General features: G+C 68.3%; 20 protein-coding genes. 8 read left to right on the forward strand and 12 right to left on the reverse strand.

Going from position 1 to position 20,231, the window contains the following annotated elements:
* Positions 1-66: 66 nt before the first annotated feature.
* Together AS181_RS20750 and AS181_RS20755 are read left to right on the forward strand one after the other, a co-directional pair.
* Positions 67-2,073 (forward strand): dynamin family protein, encoded by a 2,007-nt coding sequence (locus AS181_RS20750; protein WP_058253386.1) that lies wholly within the window; start codon positions 67-69, stop codon positions 2,071-2,073.
* Positions 2,070-3,575, forward strand: a complete 1,506-nt coding sequence (locus AS181_RS20755; protein WP_058253387.1) for a dynamin family protein — start codon at positions 2,070-2,072, stop codon at positions 3,573-3,575. Before AS181_RS20750 ends, AS181_RS20755 begins: the two co-directional genes overlap by 4 nt.
* On the opposite strand, the gene AS181_RS20760 is transcribed toward AS181_RS20755, so the two are convergent.
* Positions 3,556-4,098, reverse strand: coding sequence for a hypothetical protein (locus AS181_RS20760; protein WP_058253388.1), 543 nt, complete (start codon positions 4,096-4,098; stop codon positions 3,556-3,558). The genes AS181_RS20755 and AS181_RS20760 overlap by 20 nt on opposite strands.
* A gap of 331 nt (positions 4,099-4,429) precedes the next feature.
* On the opposite strand from AS181_RS20760, the gene AS181_RS20765 reads away from it, so the two are divergent.
* A complete protein-coding gene (locus AS181_RS20765; protein WP_058253389.1) occupies positions 4,430-4,894 on the forward strand; it encodes a hypothetical protein in 465 nt (154 codons plus the stop codon).
* A gap of 77 nt (positions 4,895-4,971) precedes the next feature.
* Here the strand turns inward: AS181_RS20765 and AS181_RS20770 are convergent, their stop codons facing one another.
* The 4 genes from AS181_RS20770 to AS181_RS20785 all read right to left on the reverse strand — a co-directional run bounded on the left by AS181_RS20770 (position 4,972) and on the right by AS181_RS20785 (position 9,424).
* Complete coding sequence (locus AS181_RS20770; RefSeq protein WP_058253390.1) at positions 4,972-5,397, reverse strand: DUF779 domain-containing protein; 426 nt, start codon at positions 5,395-5,397, stop codon at positions 4,972-4,974.
* Positions 5,398-5,500: 103 nt separating this feature from the next.
* A complete protein-coding gene (gene adh / locus AS181_RS20775) occupies positions 5,501-7,024 on the reverse strand; it encodes an aldehyde dehydrogenase (RefSeq protein WP_058253391.1) in 1,524 nt (507 codons plus the stop codon).
* 157 nt (positions 7,025-7,181) lie between these two features.
* Positions 7,182-8,474 (reverse strand): GAF domain-containing protein, encoded by a 1,293-nt coding sequence (locus tag AS181_RS20780; RefSeq protein ID WP_058253392.1) that lies wholly within the window; start codon positions 8,472-8,474, stop codon positions 7,182-7,184.
* A gap of 122 nt (positions 8,475-8,596) precedes the next feature.
* Complete coding sequence (locus tag AS181_RS20785; protein ID WP_058253393.1) at positions 8,597-9,424, reverse strand: helix-turn-helix domain-containing protein; 828 nt, start codon at positions 9,422-9,424, stop codon at positions 8,597-8,599.
* Between the two features lie 37 nt (positions 9,425-9,461).
* On the opposite strand from AS181_RS20785, the gene AS181_RS20790 reads away from it, so the two are divergent.
* Positions 9,462-10,025: a maleylpyruvate isomerase family mycothiol-dependent enzyme gene (locus tag AS181_RS20790; protein ID WP_058253431.1), complete on the forward strand. Its 564-nt coding sequence runs from the start codon at positions 9,462-9,464 to the stop codon at positions 10,023-10,025.
* A 330-nt stretch (positions 10,026-10,355) separates the two neighbouring features.
* Here the strand turns inward: AS181_RS20790 and AS181_RS20795 are convergent, their stop codons facing one another.
* Positions 10,356-10,610, reverse strand: coding sequence for a hypothetical protein (locus tag AS181_RS20795; RefSeq protein WP_231742593.1), 255 nt, complete (start codon positions 10,608-10,610; stop codon positions 10,356-10,358).
* Positions 10,611-10,702: 92 nt separating this feature from the next.
* Here AS181_RS20795 and AS181_RS20800 point away from each other — a divergent pair, with 92 nt between their 5' ends.
* Positions 10,703-11,110 carry a YccF domain-containing protein gene (locus AS181_RS20800; RefSeq protein ID WP_058253395.1) on the forward strand — a complete coding sequence of 136 codons (408 nt, stop codon included), beginning with the start codon at positions 10,703-10,705 and terminating at the stop codon, positions 11,108-11,110.
* A 363-nt stretch (positions 11,111-11,473) separates the two neighbouring features.
* Positions 11,474-12,361 (forward strand): anti-sigma factor, encoded by an 888-nt coding sequence (locus AS181_RS20805; RefSeq protein ID WP_058253396.1) that lies wholly within the window; start codon positions 11,474-11,476, stop codon positions 12,359-12,361.
* An 88-nt stretch (positions 12,362-12,449) separates the two neighbouring features.
* On the opposite strand, the gene AS181_RS20810 is transcribed toward AS181_RS20805, so the two are convergent.
* The 3 genes from AS181_RS20810 to AS181_RS20820 form a co-directional block, all read right to left on the reverse strand.
* Complete coding sequence (locus AS181_RS20810) at positions 12,450-13,967, reverse strand: ATP-dependent DNA ligase (protein WP_058253397.1); 1,518 nt, start codon at positions 13,965-13,967, stop codon at positions 12,450-12,452.
* A gap of 85 nt (positions 13,968-14,052) precedes the next feature.
* Positions 14,053-15,420, reverse strand: coding sequence for an MFS transporter (locus AS181_RS20815; RefSeq protein WP_058253398.1), 1,368 nt, complete (start codon positions 15,418-15,420; stop codon positions 14,053-14,055).
* A gap of 111 nt (positions 15,421-15,531) precedes the next feature.
* The gene (locus AS181_RS20820; protein WP_058253399.1) at positions 15,532-16,083 is read right to left on the reverse strand and encodes a hypothetical protein; all 552 of its coding nucleotides are present in this window, start codon (positions 16,081-16,083) and stop codon (positions 15,532-15,534) included.
* Positions 16,084-16,230: 147 nt separating this feature from the next.
* Here AS181_RS20820 and AS181_RS20825 point away from each other — a divergent pair, with 147 nt between their 5' ends.
* Positions 16,231-16,671 carry a MarR family winged helix-turn-helix transcriptional regulator gene (locus AS181_RS20825; protein ID WP_058253432.1) on the forward strand — a complete coding sequence of 147 codons (441 nt, stop codon included), beginning with the start codon at positions 16,231-16,233 and terminating at the stop codon, positions 16,669-16,671.
* Between the two features lie 60 nt (positions 16,672-16,731).
* Here AS181_RS20825 and AS181_RS20830 read toward each other — a convergent pair whose 3' ends face one another.
* Both AS181_RS20830 and AS181_RS20835 read right to left on the reverse strand, forming a co-directional pair.
* Positions 16,732-17,364 carry an MBL fold metallo-hydrolase gene (locus AS181_RS20830; protein WP_058253400.1) on the reverse strand — a complete coding sequence of 211 codons (633 nt, stop codon included), beginning with the start codon at positions 17,362-17,364 and terminating at the stop codon, positions 16,732-16,734.
* On the reverse strand, positions 17,361-18,449 hold the full coding sequence (locus AS181_RS20835; RefSeq protein ID WP_058253401.1) for an S-(hydroxymethyl)mycothiol dehydrogenase: 1,089 nt from the start codon (positions 18,447-18,449) through the stop codon (positions 17,361-17,363). Before AS181_RS20835 ends, AS181_RS20830 begins: the two co-directional genes overlap by 4 nt.
* Before the next feature lie 328 nt (positions 18,450-18,777).
* Here AS181_RS20835 and AS181_RS20845 point away from each other — a divergent pair, with 328 nt between their 5' ends.
* The gene (locus tag AS181_RS20845) at positions 18,778-19,053 is read left to right on the forward strand and encodes a DUF7218 family protein (protein ID WP_058253403.1); all 276 of its coding nucleotides are present in this window, start codon (positions 18,778-18,780) and stop codon (positions 19,051-19,053) included.
* Positions 19,054-19,293: 240 nt separating this feature from the next.
* On the opposite strand, the gene AS181_RS20850 is transcribed toward AS181_RS20845, so the two are convergent.
* A complete protein-coding gene (locus AS181_RS20850; RefSeq protein WP_058253404.1) occupies positions 19,294-20,181 on the reverse strand; it encodes a DUF5995 family protein in 888 nt (295 codons plus the stop codon).
* Positions 20,182-20,231: the final 50 nt, after the last annotated feature.

Genomic DNA, 20,231 nt, shown 5'->3' on the forward strand with positions numbered 1-20,231 from the left:
CGAACGAGTGCGGAGCCCCGGCGATGCCGACCGGACGGGCCGACTCACCGCTACCGTGAGGACACCATGACCACTCCACCCGCCGAACCACCTCGCGTCGGCCGGCACGCCGCCGATCGGGACGCACCTGATCCCTCCTCCACGTGGAAGGCAGCAGCCCCGACCGCACCGGCACACGCCGCTGCCCCGCCCCGGCCACCCGCGACCACGGCCCCAGCCCCGGCGACCCCGGCAGTGGCGACCCCGGCACGGACGCAGGTGCCGAACACCATCGGCGACCTGCTGACCACGATGTCCGAGGTGGCCCGGGAGGCGGGCCGTTACGATCTCGTCAGTCGCCTCGACGGCGCGCGCACCCGGATCACCGACCCCCGCCTGCGGATCGTCGTGGTGGGTCAGCTGAAACAGGGCAAGAGCTCGTTCGTCAACGCACTGCTCAACCTGGACGTGTGCTCGGTCGGCGACGACGAGACGACCGCGGTGCCGACGGTCATCTCGCACGCCGCGCAACCGTCGGCCCATCTCATCGTCGACGGCCCGGCCGCCGACAACCGCATCCCGGTGCCGATGGACGCCATCGCCGGCATCACCCCGGACTCCCCGCTCGCCGGTGGACGCGAAGTGCTTCGGCTCGAGATCGAGGCACCCGGCCCGTTGCTCGCCGACGGCCTCGTCCTCGTCGACACCCCCGGCGTCGGCGGCCACGGACACCCTTATGCCGCAGCGACTCTGGGTATGGTCGCGGCAGCCGACGCGGTACTCGTCGTGTCGGATGCCAGCCAGGAGTTCACCGCGCCGGAGATGTCCTTCCTCCAGCAGGTCGCCGGACTGTGCCCGACCATCGCGTGCCTCATCACGAAGACCGACCTGTACCCGCACTGGCGCGCCATCCTCGACGCCGACCGCACCCATCTGCAGACCGCGGACCTCGACATCCCGCTGTTGCCCGTCTCATCGGTGCTGCGCACCCACGCGCTGCGGCTCGGCGACGAGAAACTCAACGCGGAGGCCGGGTTCCTCGATCTGTACCGGTACCTGCGCGAGCGCGTGGTGTCCACCGCACGGCAGGCGACCCGCACGACCGTCGCCACCGATCTGCGGGTCGTCAGCGAACACCTCGCGCTCACCCTGGGCAGCGAACTCGCCGCCCTGCGCGATCCGGAGACCGCCGGCCGCGCTGTCGGCGCACTCCAGGAGGCCAAGTCCGACGCGGAGGCAATGCGGCGTCAGTCCGCTCAGTGGCAGCAGACGCTGGCCGACGGCATCGCCGACCTCGCCGCCGACATCGACCACGACCTGCGGGACCGTCTCCGCGCGGTGACCCGGGAAGCCGAGCGGGCCATCGACGAGGGCGATCCGGGGGTCGACTGGGAACAGCTGAGCGAGTGGCTGGCCGATCAGACCGCCGCCGTCATCGGTGACAACTTCGTCTGGGCGCATGAGCGATCGGTGTGGCTCGCCGAGCGGGTGGCCGACCACTTCGCGGCGGCCGGCCAGAACTCGCTGCCCGACATCGACGTCGCCGATCTGACCGGTGTGCTCGATTCGGTGGCCGAGCTCGCCGAACTCGACAGCGGCAGAGTCGGTCTCGCCCAGAAGCTGTTGATCGGCATGCGCGGGTCGTACGGCGGTGTGCTGATGTTCGGACTCATCTCGACGATGGTCGGCATGGCGCTCATCAACCCGGTGTCCGTGGGCGCCGGACTGCTCCTGGGCACCAAGGCGTACCGGGATGACAAGGAGGCGAAGGTCCTCGAACGCCGCGCCAAGGCGAAGGTCGCGGTGCGCGCGTTCACCGACGACGTCAGCTTCCAGGTCGGCAAGGAGTCCCGCGATCGGTTGCGCGTCATCCAGCGAGTCCTCCGCGATCACTTCACCTCGGTCGCCGAACAGACCGCACGCTCGATCTCGGAATCCCTCAGTGCCGCACAGTCTGCCGCGACCCTCGCCGATTCGGAGCGATCCGGGCGCGTCGCCGAACTCGAGTCCCGGCTCACCGCGGTCGCCGCGCTGCGCAAGGCGGCCGATCATCTCGACCCGGACGAGCCCGCTGCGGAGCTTCCGCGCCGATGACCGACATTGCCCGCGTCCGAGGGTTTCTCGACGCCACCCGCACCGCCCTCGCCGACGACCCGCACGCACAGGCCGAGCTCGACGTGTGCGCCCACCGGTTGTACCAACCGGTGCGGGTCGCCCTGGCCGGTTCGCTCAAAGCTGGCAAGTCGACGCTGCTGAACGCCCTTGTGGGACAGGACATCGCCCCTACTGATGCCACCGAGTGCACGCGGGTCGTCACCTGGTACCGCAACGGCCGGTCGCCGTCGGTCACCGCACACGTCGACGACGGTCGCGCGGTGGGCATCCCGGTCACCCGCATCGGCGGTCGACTGGGCTTCGATTTCGGGCGGCTCACCGCCGATCACGTCGACCGTCTGGACGTCGAGTGGCCCGCCCGTGCCCTACAGTCGACGACCATCGTCGACACCCCGGGCACGGCGTCGTTGTCGACGGAGTTGTCCGCGTCGACCATCCGGCTCCTCACCCCCGACGACGGCCAGTCCGGCGTGGACGCCGTCGTCTACCTGTTGCGTTCGCTGACCGCCACCGACACGACGATGTTGCGCCGCATCGGGTCGGCCATCGGCGGATCGTCGGGCCCGTTGGGTGTCATCGGCGTCGTCTCCCGGGCGGACGAGCTCGGCGCCGGCCGGATGGATGCGATGATCTCCGCCCACCAGATCGCCGGACGGTTCGCCGGCGAGCTCGAACGCACGGGCCTGTGCCAGGCGGTCGTGCCGGTGGCGGGACTGCTGGCACTGGCCGCCCGCACCATGCGGGAGGTCGAGTTCCGCTCGCTGGCACAGCTGGCCGCGACCCCGGCACCCGACCTCGAGGCGGCCCTGCTGACGATGGACCGGTTCTCCCGTCCGGACATCCTGCCCGACATACCCGCCGAGCTGCGGCGTTCGCTGGCCGAACGCTTCGGCGCCTTCGGCATCCGAATGGCGGTCACGCTCATCCGGTTCGGTGCCGGCTCGTCGTCGGCGCTGGCCGCCGAACTCGTCGAGCGCAGCGGACTCTCGGAGCTGAGCGCCATCATCGACACCCAATTCGGGCAGCGCGCGGACCAGCTCAAGTCGCATTCGGCGCTGGTGACGATGGATCACCTCCTGGCCGCGTCAGCGTCGGCGGGGGCGCGCGAAGTCCGGGCCGCGGTTCGCCGGGAACTCGCGGACGTCCACGGTTTCCGCGAGCTGCGTCTGCTCGGCACCATCCGGGCCGGGGGCGTTGACCTCCCCCCTGATCAGAGGGCCGAGATCACCCGGCTCATCGGCGGGTCGGGCATCGATCCCGCGGCCCGCCTCGGACTGCCCGCGACCGCCGACCTGTACACACTGCGGGACGCGGCGATCGACGCCGCGCGGACCTGGCGGGCACGTGCCGGGCATCCGCTCCTCGCGCCGGCCTCGGCGTCGGCGTGTCAGGTCGCGGTGCGTAGTGCCGAGGGTATCGTCGCCCAACTCGGTGAGGCGGTCCGGACCGGCGGCGAGGGTTTCAGCGCAGGGATGCCGTGACCGACCGGGTGTAGGACGCTCCGGTGGCGACGACCGCGACGAGCGCGGCCGCCACCGGAATCCACTGGGCGACAATCGGAAGTCCGGCGTCGGCGAGTGCCGTCGCGGACGGGCTGACGGTGAGGTGGAAGGCCACGGCGCCGGCCACGGCGACGACGGCACCGACCGTCAGGATGCTCCGGCCGGACCGTCGACTGTCCCAGAGTCGCGCGGACCCGAACAGCCCGAGGAGCACGACGACCAGAGCGATCGCCCCGCCCACCATCAACGAGATGTCCACGGCGCGTGCGGCATCGGTCCCGCTGCCCGGATTGGTCCGGACGAGATCGGCGGCCAGGACGGACCGAATGTCGTTCAGCGACACCAGCGTCAGGCCGACGGTCACCACGACCAGGGCCACCGACACCAACCAGCCGAGGATCACATAGCGAGTGACCGGGGAGCGTCCGACCGGCCGCTGCGGGCGCAGCGGCGTGACGGCGACGCGCGGGCGGGGAGGCGGAGAGCCGTCGGCGTTCGACATCCCTCGATGGTAGTTGCCTGCGCGTTCCGCTACCCCGAACCGGCGCAACCCCGGATCATCGTTCTCGAAGCCACCCCGCGACCACCGCGCACCGCTTGTTGAGCCGTCACCCACCGCTGGTTGAGCCGGCACCCACCGCTGGTTGAGCCGGCACCGAGCGCAGCGAGGAGCCGAGTCGAAGCCACCCGGCAACCACCACCGCACGTCCCCCGATCGGTGGACGTGCCATTCACCCCACCCATCACCCGGTCAGCGGAATCCCCCGACCACCCATCCCCGGCAGAGTCAGTGGTGTCACCAACACAACCCCCACACCACACCGGAGCCCACCATGAAAACCACCACCCGCATCGCCACCGCCACCCTCGGACTCGCCGCCGCCACCGGCATCGCCCTCGGCGCCGCCGGCGCAGCCCACGCCGGCACCCTCCCCATCACCCGCCCCGGCGAACCCACCGTCGCCATGACCATCACCAACCACACCGACAAGCCCGAATACCTCCAAGGCGCCAACGCCGACGGCGGCCAATGGATCAACGCACCCCAACACATCCTCTACCCCGGAGCCACCGAAACAATCACCGCCACCGCACCCTTCACCAACCACCTCGACGTCAACGCCATCTACCGCATCGGCGCCTTCGGCCCCACCGCCAACTACCAACTCACCAACCACCCCCACAACGTCAACACCGCCATGAGCAGCATCTGGGGACCCCACGCCCAGAACTACTGGATGAACAACCACATCGACACCGGATACCCCCAGGTCAACGTCGGCTTCGACCAGTGGTGACACACCGCGGACAAACGCAGAATGCGTCGTGGGTACCGGTTTCCGGTACCTACGACGCATTCTGTGTGGGTCGGACCTCAGGGGCCGGCGGTGGCCCCCGTCAGTGGTGGCGACGTCGCCAGCAGGTCGTTCTCCTCGTCGGTGAAAGCCCGTGCCCGCGAGAGGAAACGAACCCCTTCCGGTGCCTCGAGACTGAATCCGGCACCGCGGCCTTTCACGACGTCGAGGATCAACTGGGTGTGTTTCCACAGCTCGAACTGGTCACCGTTGATCCAGACCCGAACGGCCGGAATGGGTTCGGGTAATTCGATCTCGCCGACCAGCACGTCTCGCTGGCCCACGCGATACTCCCCGACCGGATAACACATCGGGGCCGAGCCGTCACAGCACCCACCGGACTGGTGGATCATGAGGCCGCCGTGCAGCTCCGACAACTTGGTCAGGAGCTGCACGGCGGAGTCTGTGGCGACCACGCGATCAGGAACACTCTGCTCGGCGGTCATCGTCAATCACCTTTCATCTGCTCCCTGAGGTGCGAGGAGCGCGACCCCTCCGCTCCCTGAGGTGCGAGGAGCGTTAGCGACGAGCCTCGAAGGGCTCGACGGGTCAGAAGAAACCCTTGGCGCTCTGAGCGTAACCGACCAGGAGGTTCTTGGTCTGCTGGTAGTGCTCGAGCATCATGAGGTGGTTCTCGCGACCGATACCGGACTGCTTGTAGCCGCCGAAGGCAGCGTGTGCCGGGTAGTCGTGGTAGGTGTTCGTCCACACCCGGCCGGCCTGGATCTCGCGGCCGGCCCGGTAGGCAGTCGCGCCGTCGCGGCTCCACACTCCGGCGCCGAGTCCGTAGAGGGTGTCGTTGGCGATGTGCATGGCGTCGGCGAAGTCCTTGAAGGTGGTGACCGCCAGAACCGGGCCGAAGATCTCTTCCTGGAAGATGCGCATCTTGTTGTTGCCCTGGAAGACAGTCGGTTTGATGTAGAAGCCCTCCGACAGGTCACCGCCGAGATCCGCCGCCTCGCCGCCGATCAGCACCTCGGCACCCTCGTCCTTGCCGATGGCAAGGTAGGAGGAGATCTTCTCGAACTGATCGTTCGAGGCCTGCGCGCCCATCATGGTGTCGGTGTCGAGGGGGTTGCCCTGCTTGATCTTTCCGACGCGGTCGACGGCCTTGGCGATGAACTCGTCGTAGATGTCCTGCTGGATCAGCGCGCGGCTGGGGCAGGTGCACACCTCGCCCTGGTTGAGCGCGAACATCGAGAAGCCCTCCAGCGCACGGTCGAGGAATCCGTCGTCGGCGGACATCACGTCGTTGAAGAAGATGTTGGGGCTCTTGCCACCGAGTTCGAGGGTGACCGGGATCAGGTTCTCCGACGCGTACTGCATGATGAGCCGGCCGGTGGTGGTCTCACCGGTGAACGCGATCTTGCGGATGCGGTTGCTCGAGGCGAGGGGCTTGCCCGCCTCGACGCCGAATCCGTTGACCACGTTGAGGACTCCGGCGGGGAGCAGGTCGCTGATGAGGCTGACCAGGTACAGGATCGACGCGGGCGTCTGCTCGGCGGGCTTGAGCACCACCGCGTTACCCGCGGCGAGAGCGGGTGCCAGCTTCCACACTGCCATCAGGATCGGGAAGTTCCAGGGGATGATCTGGCCGACGACGCCGAGCGGCTCGTGGAAGTGGTAGGCGACGGTGTCCTCGTCGACCTCGGAGATCGACCCCTCCTGGGCGCGCAGCGCGCCGGCGAAGTAGCGGAAGTGGTCGATGGCCAGCGGGAGGTCGGCGGCGAGGGTCTCGCGGACGGCCTTGCCGTTGTCCCAGGTCTCGGCGACGGCCAGCTTCTCGAGGTTCTCCTCCATGCGATCGGCGATGCGCAGCAGGGCGAGCGAGCGCTCGGCGACGGGGGTCTTGCCCCATCCGGGTGCGGCCTTGTGTGCGGCGTCGAGCGCGAGGTCGATGTCCTCGGCGGTCGAGCGGGCCACCTCACAGAACACCTTGCCGTCGACGGGCGACGGGTTCTCGAAGTACTGACCCTTCACCGGCGGGGTCCACTGTCCGCCGATCCAGTTGTCGTAACGCGACTCGTAGCTCATCACCGAGCCATCGGCACCCGGCTTTGCGAAGACGGTCATGGTTGCTCCTTGCGTGTGGGCCTCAGCTGAGGACGCTCTGCGGATGTCACACGGGACACCGAAGGCGTCCGTTGTGATCTGCTGCACACCTTAGGAGCGGGTTGGTTGCACGCGCGTTGCAACGTTGGCCACCTGCTGTTCACGCAGCTCAGACCGGTTACGCCCCGTACCTCTTGTCCAGGAGTCGGATGCGGCCGCCAACGACGGCACGGTCGGGGTCGCCGGCGGGCAGGCGATGTTCGAGGCGCCGCCAGGCGGCGAGGTCGTCGCGTCCGTGGGTCGACGACGTCCACCGCCGCAGGGCCGCGACGTCGCCGGTCGCGAAGAGCCGCGACCGCAGGTCCTCGCGGAGTTCCTCGAAGATGTCGACGATGCCCGGTGCGCTCGATTCGGCGAGCAGTCCGCCGCGGCCGAGGTCGTCGACGACCGACGCGAGGTCCGAACCCGACGAGATGCGCGACCGGAGATCGTCGACGTCGGAAGTGATGTCGAGTGTGAGCCGGTAGGGCCGGCTCGCGACGACGTCGGCACCGAGGTCGCGGCGGAGTCGGGAGATCTCGGCCCGCACGGTGACCGGGTCGAGCCCGTCCTCGGCCAGCTTCAAGGCGAGTTGTTCGGTGTTCAGACCTTCCGGAAATGCTTGCAGCAGAACGAGGATCTCGGCGTGCCGGCGCGACAGGGTGCGGGCGCCGGGCCCGTCGGCGGCGCGATGCCAGCGTCCCGGACCGTCACCGAGCACGGCGAGGTGGGCCGCGGCCCGCGAGCCCGGTGACGGGTGGAAGGTGGCCGGGTCGGCGAGATCGACGGCGCCCGCCCGCAGTTCGCGCTCGACAGCGGCGACCACCGACCGGACCGCCGCCAGCGCGAACGGCGCCGCGACCTCGCGCCCGCCGGTCACGTCGATGACACCGATCACGTGCCCGGTCAGCGGGTCGTGCACGGGCGCCGCCGCACAACTCCATTCCTGGACGGGTCCGGCGAAGTGCTCGGGCCCGACGACCTGCACACTCCGATCGACGGCCAGTGCCAGTCCGGGGGCGTTGGTGCCGACGACCTCCTCGCTCCACACCGAGCCCTCGACGAAGTCGATGTGGCCGGCGCGATCACGGGCGGCCGAGTCGCCCTCGATCCACAGCAGGCGCCCGGACTGGTCGGTCAGGGCGACGACGACCCCCGTGTCGGCGATGGCGTCGACCATCAGGGACTGCACCAACGGCCGGACGGCGGTGATGGGATGCGCGGCGCGGTAGGCGGCGAACTCCGCAGGCGACATCGCGGAGGCACGATCGCCGTTCGGGGTCGCGTCGCTGGGGTCCACTCCGCCGGTCAGGGACCTCGCCCACGAGTCGCGGACGATCGACCGAACCGCATCGGCCGGCGGATTGCCGCCGGAGAGGAAGTCCTCGTACGCCCGGCGGATGCGCGTGGCCACCGAAGCCGCGTCCGTCATGCACCCTCCGTACGATCAGCCGAGTCGATTGCCCGATATGTCGACGATTCTGCCTGCCGCGGTGTGATCTCGGCAACAACCACCGAGGTCGTCGTCGTTGCGCCCCGCTCGACGTACCCTGCCTAGCCGAACCGCGCGGAGAACGTCCGCGGGGTCATACCGGTGACTGTCTTGAAGTCACGCACGAAGTGCGCCTCGTCGGCGTAGGACAGCTCCGCCGCCAGCGAGGCGAGCGTCCCCGACCGGTCGCGCAGTCGCTCGGCCGCCTCGTGGAGCCGTCGACGTTGGATGAGCCACTTCGGGGTGAGACCGAGACGACGCCGGGTCAGCCGCTGCAGGCTGCGTTCGGTGAGGTGAAATCGCTCGCAGATCTGTGCGACCGCCACCACCGACGAATCGGTTTCCACGTACTCCACGATGGCGTTGATCAGCCGGCCGTCGTCGTCGAGCGGGAGATACGACCGCAGCCAGTCCTCGACGCGGTCGGTCGCAGAACGCTGGGTTGCCTCGACGCCGGGTTCGACGGCCATCACCGACCGCACCGACCGCTCGAGGTCGGTGCCCCGGTCGCCGAAGACCTCGGACAGTTCGGCATGCCGATCGGTCCATTTCCCGACGTCACCGGTCAGCACTCCCCCGGCGCCCGGCGTGAGCATCACCCCGACTGCCCAGCCGTCGCCGGTCAGCACCGTCTCCGACAACCCGGTCACCACGCCGTAGAAGCGGGCGTAGGTGTTGCTGACGACGATGAGGCAGACGGGGTACTGCAGGACGCGCTGCGGCGCCTCCGCCCCGGGCGGGACCCACCACACCGGCACCCAGAAGCGGCGCACCAGTTCGTCCAGATCGGGGCTCGGCGCCCACCGTCCGATGCGGAAGCTCGCGTCCGACGGGTCGATGAGGTGCGCGCGCTCGACGTCGTCGAGCCGCGCCGGATTGTCGGGTTTCATCAATCACCGTCCCGTGGTCTCGCGGTTGACTCTCATCATGACCGCAATCAACGACACCTCACCATTGCTCGCCCACTACGTCCGCCTCGCCGACGGCTTCGCCACCGTCCTCGATGCCGCGCCCGCCGGCACCTGGACCGCGGACTCGCCGTGCGAGGGATGGACCGGACGCGACGTCGTCGGCCACGTCATCGACACCCAGCGCGAGTTCTTCTCCCGCCACGACATCGATGCCGGACCGGCACCCTCGCTCGACGACCCGGCCGCCGCCTGGCACACCCACCGCGACACCGTCGCCGGACTACTCGCCGACCCGACCGTCGGCCAGCGCACCTTCGACGGACACTTCGGACCGACCACGATCGGCGACACCCTCATCCGCTTCTACGGTTTCGACATGGTCGCCCACCGCTGGGACATCGCCCGCGCAGCCGGCGCCGACCATCGGTTCTCCGACGACGACCTGTCCGAGATGGAAGCCGCTGTCGACGGTTTCGGCGACGCGATCTACTCCGAAGGCGTGTGTCGCAAGGTCGAGATCCCGGCCGGCGCCGATCGTCAGACGACGCTGCTCGCCCGTTTGGGTCGCGTCGCGTCCTGAGGTCCCTGCGGGGACCAGACGCCCCCCTCTACCCCCAGAGGAGCGGGCCTCCCCATGCTCGCCGAGGTGCGAGCCTCCCCATGCTCCTTGCGGTGCGAGTGTCCTCTTGCTCCCTGAGGTGCGAGGAGCGATAGCGACGAGCCTCGAAGGGCCTGGTGAGCGTGCCTCGCCAGGACCCTTCGTGACGCGTCCTCCGCAAGCTCCGGCCGCTCCTCAGGGAGCGGGGGCGGGCCTAGCCCGCAACTCAACAGCGCTGAGCGGGGCCTCGCTCAGCGCTGAGGGAGCGAGGGCGGGCGCCGCACGCACCGAGGGAGCGGCGGTGCGCAGAACTCACGGAATCCAGCCGTTGTGCCGCGGGTAGCGCGCGCGGAGGTGGCCGTAGACGTAGGTGCTCGCGAGCAGTGCGATGCCGGCACCGATCGACGGCCAGAGGAACGCGTTGTCGAGCGAATCGCGGACCGCCGCGACGGCCCATCCGATCACGAACAGCACGAGCGCGATGGTCGCCAGAATGCGGATCACGAGCACGACCGTGGCGAGCACCGCCCACACCGCCTCTCGCGCCCGCCCCGGACTTCCCGCCACGTCGGTCATCGTAATGTCGGGCCGGGCCGCGGGCAGGCCTCGCGCGTCTCGCATTCATCCCCACCGGTCGGCGCCGCATGGACAATGGTGGGATGAAGACCATCCTCAACGTCATCTGGCTCGTCCTGTGCGGACTGTGGATGGCGATCGGCTACGTCGTCGCCGGCATCATCTGCTGCATCCTGATCATCACGATCCCGTTCGGCATCGCCTCGTTCCGGATGGCGAGCTACGCGCTCTGGCCCTTCGGACGAACTGTCATCCGCAAGCCGACCGCGGGCGTCGCGTCGACCATCGGCAACGTCATCTGGATCATCGTGGCCGGGTTGTGGCTCGCGATCGGGCACATCACCACCGGCATCGCGATGTGCCTCACGATCATCGGCATCCCCCTCGGCATCGCGAGTTTCAAGATGGTGCCGGTGTCGCTTCTGCCCCTCGGCGCCGAGATCGTCCCGACCGATCAGCGGATGCCCGGCGGTACGCCGGTGCGGATGTGATCCACCGAACGTCGCTGACCTCCCCCGACCCATCCGTCACCAACCCATCCGGGACGCCGATGGGTCCGAACAGGTGGCATGACACTCGGGTCCCAGACTGACGTCGCGAGCGCGTGGCCCGGCACGGACGCGACGCTGCCGCCGGTAGCGACGGCCTGTCTCTCGCTGTACGCGACCGGCGCCCGACTCCACCAGGAGTCGTTCAGCCGACGGCCCGAGTACCCCGGACACCATCCGCGCACGTCATACTTCTTGCCGCAGCCTCGTTGCCTCCGGGCCCACGCGGAAACGTGACGCCCGCCCGCCGAGAGCGGCGTTCGGAGGGACAGCAACAGATCGTTCGACGACGGCAGGAGGCACGTGATGGCTGATCATCTCGATCCCGACGCTGCCGAATTGCTGGAGATGGCACCGCTGGTCGCGCTCGACGCACTCTCCGATGTCGAACTGCGCGACGTCCAGGCGCGCGTCGCGGCGGCGCCGCACGATGTCCGCGCCCTGTTCGACAAGCAGGTCCGCGCGACCCGCGAGGCGCTGGCCGCGATGAGCAAGACGACCGCCACGCCACCTCCGCCGACGCTCCGCGACCGCATCCTGTCCGCCGCGCGCGCCGACGCGGGTCTCGACGCGCCGGACGTCGCCGAACCGGCGGGCGCGTCCGCGTCCGGGCCGGTCGTGTCCGGCGCGTCGGATCATCCGATGCCCCCGCAGGACCCCGCATCAGCCGGCACCGACGTCGGGCAACCGGAATCCGCCGCCGGCTCCCCGGCGACCGGGGCCGATGACCGACGCAGGTCTCGCCGTTGGACATATCTCGCCGCCGCGGCGGTCCTCGCCGTCGCCATCGGCGCCGCCGGGTGGGTCATCGGACAGTCGAGTTCCCCGGAACCGGAGGTGCGCCCGCTTGCTTCACCGGCCGAGCAGGTCTTCTCCGCGGAGGACCTGCGATCGACCGGCGGTCCGGTCGCGACCGGGAACGTCACCGTCTACCTCGCGAAGTCTGCGGACACCGGCGTACTGGTCATGGATTCGGTCCCGCCGCCTCAACCGGGGACGGTGTATCAGATGTGGCTCATCGGGCCGGACGGCGCCCGCTCGGCCGGCACGATGACCGACAAGGACGTCGAACCGGTCACCACCGCCGTCTTGTCCGGGATCAACTCCGCCTCGACGCTGGCGTTCACCGTCGAACCACCCGGCGGTTCGGACCGGCCCACCACCACTCCGGTGGCGCAGTTGTCGCTGACCTGACCGGGCCGTTTCCTGGAAACCACCCCGTGGAGCCGGGCCGGCGGCATATATCGGCGGCTGTCCGGTTTCCACGGGTGGCTTCCAGAGCTCACTTCAACAACGCGCGGATCGCCTCGATGCTGTCGGCTTGGGCCGCGGTCTTGTCCGGCCGATATCGGACCACGCGCGCGAAGCGCAGCGCGACACCACCCGGGTAGCGCGAACTCCGTTGCGCACCATCGAGTTCGATTTCGACGACGATCTCGGGGCGCAGGTGGATCGTGTACGAGTCCCGGTGCGTCTCGTGTTTCGGGAACTCCTCGGTTTGCCAGCGCAGCAGCTCGTCGGTCAGGCCCTTGAACGTCTTGCCGACCATCACGAGTTCCCCCGTCTCCGGATCGCGGGCGCCGAGATGCAGGTTCGACAGCCAGCCCGAGCGACGCCCCGACCCCCACTCGGCACCCAGCACGACGAGGTCGAAGGTGTGCGTCGGTTTGACCTTCTGCCATGCCTTTCCACGACGGCCGGCCACGTACAGGCCGTCGAGCGATTTGACCATCACACCCTCGTGACCGTCGGCCATCGCGGCGTCGAAGTGGTTGCGCGCCTCCTCGACACTCGGCCGCGTCACGGCCGGGATACGCAGCTGCGGGGCGATCGAGTCGATGGCGGCGAGCCGCTCGGACAGCGGGCGGTCGATCAGGTCGGTGCCGTCGAGATGCAGGCAGTCGAAGAAGAACGGCTTGAGCAGGCGTTCGGGTTCACCCGCCGCCGTGGGCCCGGAACCGAAGCGGCTCATGGTGTCCTGGAACGACCGCGGTCGGCCGTCGTCGGACAGCATCAACGTCTCCCCGTCGAGGATGACCGAGTCGCACGGTAGCGCGGCGATCACCGAGACGAGGTCGGGCACGTTGGCCGTCACGTTCCGCAATGTGCGGGTGAACACCGAGACCTCGGTTCCCTTGCGGTGAACCTGGATCCGCGCTCCGTCGAGTTTGTAGTCGACGATGAGGTCGGGCCCGAGGAGCGCGAGAGCGGAATCGAGATCGTCAGCGGGGGTCGCGAGCATGGGTTCGACGGCACGACCGACCTCGAGGCCCACCGCGGCCAACGCTTCGGCCCCGAACCGGGCCAGCGCCGCGGTCTCCGGCAGCGAACCGGTCAGCATGTTCGCCCGACGCACCAGCACCAGATCCTGGCCGGTGACCTTGGCGATGGCGTCGGTCATGACCCCGGCGAGTGCTCCCTGCCGCAGTTCGCCGGTGAGCAGTGCCACGAGGAACTTCTGCTCGGCTTCGGTCGACGCCGCGAACAGGGACGCGATGATCTCGCCGCGGCGCTTCGTCGAACCGGGACCCGACGCCGACGCGAGCTCACCAAGTGCGGCATCGACGGCCGCGACCTCCAGAGTCGGCGACTCCGCGGGTGCCGCAATCAGTTTCGACAACGACCGCCATCCGACGCCGAGACGCCCTTGGGGGATCTCGCCGGAAAGCCATGCGACGACGATCGGCAGTTCCGCGTCCGTCGTCGCCGAGAGCGCCTCCGCGAGCACCGCTGTCTTGCGGGTTCGCGACCGGTCACGCGCGACATCCGCGGAGGTCTGGACGACGTCGGTCAGCTTCATGTCGCCTCACCTGCAACCGGACGGGCATTCACCCGTTCGACGGTACGCCGTGCCGCCGACAATCCCGGTCGGCAGCGCGGCTGACTCAGACCTCGGTGAGGTCGACGGTCTTGGTCTCCTTGACGCTGAGCAGGGCGATCATCGTGGCGCAGGCGGCGACCGCGAGATACACGCCCACCCAGCCGACGCCGTAGTCGGCGACGATCCACGTCGCGATGAACGGGGCCACGGCGGCGCCGAGGATGGACGCCACGTTGTAGGCCACGCCCGAACCCGTGTAGCGCACGTTGGTCGGGAACAGCTCGGGCAGGATCGCGCTCATCGGCCCGAAGGTGAGACCCATCAGCGTCATTCCGAGGATCAGGAAGAACAGCATCATGCCGTCGGTCATCGACGCCGGGTCGAGCAGCCACTGGAAGCACAGACCGAAGACGATGATCGCCGCGGTGATCACGATGAGGAAGGCGCGGCGGCCGTACCGGTCGGCGAGGCGACCCGAGATCGGCACGCACGCGGCGAAGAACAGGACCGCGACGAGCTGCAGCTGCAGGAAGTCGACGTAGCTGATGGAGAGCTTCACACCCGATTCGTCGGTCACCTTGCCGGTGCCGTAGGAAATCACCCAGGTGGTCACGATGTAGAACAGCGTGTACGTCGCGACCATGATGAACGTGCCCGCGATGAGCGGACGCCAGCTGGTCTTGACGACCTCTGCCAGCGGCGCCTTGACCTTCTTGCCGTCCGCGACGGCCTTCGCGAACACCGGTGTCTCGGTGAGCTTCAGACGCACGTACAGCCCGACGGCCACCATGATCGCACTGGCCAGGAACGGGATTCGCCAGCCCCAGGTCATGAAGGCGTGGTCGGGGTCGGCGGTCGCGGCATCGAAATCGAGGGCGAGCATCAGCAGCAGAAAGGTGCCGTTGGCGAAGAAGAACCCGATCGGCGCACCCAGCTGCGGCCACATCGCGGCCCACGCCCGTTTGCCCTTCTCGGCCGTCTCGGTGGCGAGAAGCGCTGCGCCCGACCACTCCCCGCCGAGCCCGAGGCCCTGGCAGAACCGCATCAGCGCAAGCAGCGCGGGCGCGAGATAGCCGACGGAATCGTAGGTGGGCAGCAGGCCGATGACGAAGGTCGCGATGCCCATGGTGAGCAGCGAACCGACGAGCGTCGCCTTACGTCCGATGCGATCGCCGAAGTGCCCGAACAGGATCGAGCGGATGGGCCGCGCCACGAACGCGAGGCCGAAGGTCGCGAACGACGACAGCAGCGCCGCGGTGTCGTCCCCCTTGGGGAAGAACAGCACCGGGAACACGAGGACCGCGGCCGTGGCATAGATGTAGAAGTCGAAGAACTCGATGCTCGTCCCGATCATCGACGCGACCACGATGCGGCTGCGGGGTACCGGCGCCTGATCGGGGTGGTCGATGTTGCGGACCGCGGAATCGCTCATCCGCGCGACGTTACGCCTGCGGCTCGAGCGGCCGATTCCGACCCCTGAGAAGAGGCTGAGCGGACCGCGACACCCAACGGACGCGGCTCATCGCAGTCCAACCGCGACTGCTCACTGGTCCCGGTGTGGACCCGTCAGTTGGACGAGGACGTCGACTGCCGTTGCCAGATCGGCATCCTCGAGGTCCGAGAGCATTGTCTGTACGACCCCTCGGACGATGTCGGGTCGCGGCTGGTACCGGATGTCGATTGCGGTCGCGATGTTCCACGTGAGCAGGAAGGCATCGCGGACCGCGTGATCGTAGAGAGCTTGCACAGTTGTGTGGGTGCCGTCGAGGTCGACGACCCGTTGCGTGTCGAGGACTTCGGCGAAGGCGGCGACCAGCAGGTCGGCACTTCGCCGGTATCGGTGTTCGAATCCGCCTCCGTACTGGTCCGCCACCAGCGGGAACGATGCCCTGTCCATCGGTGCAGCTCGCCGAGAGTTCAGCTCCTCGCCGGTGAGGAGCGCTGTGAGACGCGTGTTTCGTTCGACGGCGGCCAGGTATAGATCACCGAGGTCGCCCGACCCCGAAGTGGTCCGGATGCCCATGTCGCCGACTGTCATCTCCGAGACATGCGCACCCACATCGTCAGTGACCGCCCGCAAAGCCGGTGTGTCCATTCGACGCCCCTTCTTCCAGACAATGCCCGATCAATCTGTCGATCAGGCCCGGTGGACCGCGATGATGAGAGGATGCTCCCGCACCGCACGGGAGAAGCCGTTCGCAGCGATCGTCTACCACGGTAGACGATCGCAGAGGGGATGTCGATGGTGAACGACGACAGGGGCTCGGGCGCAGAGCCCGATCTCGGCGCACTTCTCGGGCGACTGATACCGCATCTGATGACCCGCGAGGAGCCGATCCTCCGGGCCGCCGGGCTGTCGATGTGGGAGTACGCCATCGTGCGCGAGGTCGCTGCGACACCGGCAGTGTCGCAGCGTGAGTTGTCCGAACGCACCGGGCGAGATCCGACACGGCTCGGCAAGCACCTGGACGAACTCCAACGGCGGGGCATCGTGTCCAGGGACAGGTCGGGGAGTCGTCGCCAGTGGACCGTCTCGATCACGACGGAGGGGCGTTCACTACTCGACGGCGTCCGGGCCGAGATCCGGGCCGTGGAAGACGAGCTACTCAGCGGCGCCATGTCGGACAGTCAGGCGGCGACCTTCCGGCGGTTGCTGAAAAGCCTTGTCGCAGAGATCTCCTGAAGGTCTTCGAGGCCGGCTGACTACCGGCAACTGCCGGTAGTCGGCCGAGCCACAACGCCGTCAGCTACCCCGCTTGATCCACTCTTCGAGATGAGGAGCTTCGTCGCCGACGGTCGTGCCGTCGCCGTGTCCGGTGTACACCTTGGTCTCGGGGTCGAGGGTGAAGATCTTCTCGGTGATCGAGGCGATGATCGTCGGGAAGCTCGAGTACGAGCGGCCTGTTGCGCCGGGCCCGCCCTGGAACAGGGTGTCGCCGGAGAACAGCACCTTGGCCTCGGGCAGGTGGATGACCGACGAGCCCGGCGAGTGGCCCGGGGTGTTGATGATCGTCAGCTCGGTACCGGCGACCCCGATCTTCTGCCCGTCCTCGAGATCCTGGTGCGCGACATCGGGATGGGTGTCGTTCCACAGCATGTCGTCGCCGGGGTGCAGCAGGATCGGCGCTCCGGTGGCCTGCGACAGTTCCGGGGCAACGGTGACGTGGTCGTTGTGCCCGTGGGTCAGCACGATCGCCTTGACCGTGCGGTTGCCGACGCCGGCGAGGATCGGCTGCGCCGAGTGTGCGGCGTCGATGATGATGACCTCGTCGTCGTCGCCGACCAGCCACACATTGTTGTCGACGTCCCAGGTGCCGCCGTCGAGGCTGAAGGTGCCCGAGGTGACGACGTTGTCGATACGCAGTTCGCCGCTCACAGCTCGACCACCGATCGCAGCACCTTGCCGGCCTCCATCGCCGAGAACGCAGCCTCGACGTCGTTGATGCCGATGCGCTCGGTGACGAACTTGTCCAGCGGCAGACGACCCTGCTCGTAGAGATCGATCAGCATCGGGAAGTCGCGTTCGGGGAGGCAATCGCCGTACCACGACGACTTCAACGCACCACCGCGGGAGAAGAAGTCGACCAGCGGCATCTCCAAGGTCATCTCTGGGGTCGGCACACCGACCAGCACGACGACCCCGGCGAGATCGCGCGCGTAGAAGGCCTGCTTGTAGGTTTCCGGGCGGCCGACCGCATCGATCACGACGTCGGCGCCGTTGCCGTCGGTCAGTTCCTGCACCGCGGCGATCACATCATCGACCTTCGAGCCGTCGATGGTGTGGGTGGCACCGAGGTCTTTCGCCCACTCCAGCTTCGACGCATCGCGGTCGATCGCGATGATCGTCGTCGCACCGGCCAACCGGGCACCGGCGATCGCGGCGTCACCGACACCGCCACACCCGATGACCGCGACCGAGTCGCCGCGGCCGACGTTGCCGGTGTTCATCGCCGCCCCGATACCGGCCATCACGCCGCAGCCGAGCAGCCCGGCCACGGCAGGGTCGGTGTCGGGATTGACCTTGGTGCACTGCAATTCGTGGATCAGTGTCTTCTCGGCGAACGCGCCGATGCCCAGCGCCGGGGTCAGTTCGGTGCCGTCGGTCAGGGTCATCGGGACGCTGGCGTTGAAGGTGTCGAAGCAGTACCACGGACGCCCCCGCTTACATGCTCGACACTGCCCGCACACCGCCCGCCAGTTCAGGACGACGAAGTCGCCGACCTCGACATGAGTGACATCGGAACCAACCGTCTCGACCACACCCGCGGCCTCGTGGCCGAGCAGGAACGGGTACTCGTCGTTGATGCCGCCCTCGCGGTAGGCCAGGTCGGTGTGGCAGACACCGCACGCCTTGATCGCCACCACCACATCACGCGCACCCGGGTCCGGGATCACCACGTCCACGACCTCTGTCGGCGCCTTCTTGCTGCGCGAGATCACTCCCTTGACTGTCTGCGACATACGTTGTTCCTTCCGCAACTGCGTTGTTCGGGGTACGGGTGCGACGTGTGCTGCGAGTGCGGCGACGCATGGGTGACGTCGCCGGAACACATCGCCACAACCTTATCGGTACCGATCAATATCGACTACTCAGAGTGGTCGTCGTCTACTGTGATTATCCACGCGCCCGTTCGGATGTAACCGTAGTTCGACGAACCGCGCACCCGCTTCGGATTCGGTCATCGTGAACACCGCGTCCGATCCGTCCACCCCGATCCCGTTGTTTGACCACCGACGCATCTGGCAACCCTGGTGCGGACCGCTCATCTCCACCACGAGGAGGTAGACCATGGCAGAGAAGAAGAAGGACCCTGGACCTTCGGTCAAGGACGACGAGCTCTACGAGAAGCTGCGCGACGAGGGCAACTCGAAGGAGAAGTCCGCTCGGATCGCCAACGCCGCGGCCAACAGCTCACGGTCGGACGTCGGCAAGAGCGGCGGCAAGTCCGGGTCCTACGAGGACTGGACGGTCGACGAGCTCAAGGACCGCGCCAAGGAACTCGACCTCTCGGGTTACTCCGACCTGAAGAAGGACGAGCTCATCGAGAAGCTGCGGGACCACTGAGACCCGTCTGCTCGGAGAACAGCGAAGCCGCCGACCCGAGGGGTCGGCGGCTTCGATGTGTAAAGGGACGGTGCCGGTCAGTGCGCCTCTCGGCAAACAGGCCGCTCGAAGCGGCAAAAGGGTGGGACCCGGGGCATTGAGTCCGTCACCGTCGCGGGGTACAACTACGACCCCGCTCGGGATATTCCGGCCCTTCCGACGTGACCTGCCCGACACCCACCGATGAGGCCGACCGGCCGGTCATCGGACCAGCCCGACCCGCTGGAACGCGGTCAACGCCGTCTCGCCGGTGTTCCACAGCCCGGTCACGTCACCGCGTGCCCGAGCAGCGGTCGCCGGATCCTGGAGCGCGAGTCCGTTGCGGAACGTCAGCACGTTGTATCCGACGTCGGCGGCCCGCAGCATCGGCCCGGTCGCCCGGCCGGCGCCCACGACGCGGTCGAGGCCCTCACCGACCACGTAGAACCGGAAGATCGGTCCGAGGTTGACGCCGTATTCTCGGAGTGTCGCGGTGACGATCGAATTACCGTGTGCGGCAATTGAGTCGACGATGAAGAAGAAATCCCGCGCATTCGCCGTCGTGGCCTGGGCGTCGGCGGTCGCATACGCGAGATCGACGGTGATGTGTGCGTTGTAGCCGGCCATCGCGACCCGTTGGCCGGGGACGGCGCAGTCGTCGGCCATGTCGAAGTAGTGCCGCCACTGGGGTGCGACAGGTCCGCCGCCGAATTCGCCTCGCACGGCGTCGAGGAACCGGTTGAGGAGTTCGAGACTGATGACGGGCGCCCACCGCGGCGTCTGAAACACGCGCGGAGTGTTCTGCAGCGGCATCACCGCGTCGCGTTCCACTGCGGCCAGTCCGAGGGCGAACAACCCGCGACGGTCGCGGCGGTCGGTGAGTATGTCGACGATCCCGTACAGCTTCGCGACGTTGCGTCGTAGCTGCACGAGCGGGAGGTCCCGCGAATCCTGATCGTAGGTACTGAGTTCGACGATCCGCTCGCGGTCGGCCGGGCGGAGATCGGTTCCACACGTCTCGGCCGGTGCCGCATGCGCCGGCGCCGGGGCGGCGACCACGAGTGTTCCGATGAGGCCGAGGGCCAGCAGTGCCGCTGAGAGTGCTCGCATGGGACCCGGTGATACCCATCTGCGCGCGGATCAACCCCTCCCCACCGGGG

Source organism: Gordonia sp. SGD-V-85, from assembly GCF_001456905.1.
Taxonomy (GTDB): Bacteria; Actinomycetota; Actinomycetes; order Mycobacteriales; family Mycobacteriaceae; genus Gordonia; species Gordonia hongkongensis.

Coding starts and splice junctions, on each gene's coding strand:
- AS181_RS20750 (WP_058253386.1), top strand. CDS start 67: ATGACCACTCCACCCGCCGAACCACCTCGCGTCGGCCGGCACGCCGCC.
- AS181_RS20755 (WP_058253387.1), top strand. CDS start 2,070: ATGACCGACATTGCCCGCGTCCGAGGGTTTCTCGACGCCACCCGCACC.
- AS181_RS20760 (WP_058253388.1), bottom strand. CDS start 4,098: ATGTCGAACGCCGACGGCTCTCCGCCTCCCCGCCCGCGCGTCGCCGTC.
- AS181_RS20765 (WP_058253389.1), top strand. CDS start 4,430: ATGAAAACCACCACCCGCATCGCCACCGCCACCCTCGGACTCGCCGCC.
- AS181_RS20770 (WP_058253390.1), bottom strand. CDS start 5,397: ATGACCGCCGAGCAGAGTGTTCCTGATCGCGTGGTCGCCACAGACTCC.
- adh (WP_058253391.1), bottom strand. CDS start 7,024: ATGACCGTCTTCGCAAAGCCGGGTGCCGATGGCTCGGTGATGAGCTAC.
- AS181_RS20780 (WP_058253392.1), bottom strand. CDS start 8,474: ATGACGGACGCGGCTTCGGTGGCCACGCGCATCCGCCGGGCGTACGAG.
- AS181_RS20785 (WP_058253393.1), bottom strand. CDS start 9,424: ATGAAACCCGACAATCCGGCGCGGCTCGACGACGTCGAGCGCGCGCAC.
- AS181_RS20790 (WP_058253431.1), top strand. CDS start 9,462: ATGACCGCAATCAACGACACCTCACCATTGCTCGCCCACTACGTCCGC.
- AS181_RS20800 (WP_058253395.1), top strand. CDS start 10,703: ATGAAGACCATCCTCAACGTCATCTGGCTCGTCCTGTGCGGACTGTGG.
- AS181_RS20805 (WP_058253396.1), top strand. CDS start 11,474: ATGGCTGATCATCTCGATCCCGACGCTGCCGAATTGCTGGAGATGGCA.
- AS181_RS20810 (WP_058253397.1), bottom strand. CDS start 13,967: ATGAAGCTGACCGACGTCGTCCAGACCTCCGCGGATGTCGCGCGTGAC.
- AS181_RS20815 (WP_058253398.1), bottom strand. CDS start 15,420: ATGAGCGATTCCGCGGTCCGCAACATCGACCACCCCGATCAGGCGCCG.
- AS181_RS20820 (WP_058253399.1), bottom strand. CDS start 16,083: ATGGACACACCGGCTTTGCGGGCGGTCACTGACGATGTGGGTGCGCAT.
- AS181_RS20825 (WP_058253432.1), top strand. CDS start 16,231: ATGGTGAACGACGACAGGGGCTCGGGCGCAGAGCCCGATCTCGGCGCA.
- AS181_RS20835 (WP_058253401.1), bottom strand. CDS start 18,449: ATGTCGCAGACAGTCAAGGGAGTGATCTCGCGCAGCAAGAAGGCGCCG.
- AS181_RS20845 (WP_058253403.1), top strand. CDS start 18,778: ATGGCAGAGAAGAAGAAGGACCCTGGACCTTCGGTCAAGGACGACGAG.
- AS181_RS20850 (WP_058253404.1), bottom strand. CDS start 20,181: ATGCGAGCACTCTCAGCGGCACTGCTGGCCCTCGGCCTCATCGGAACA.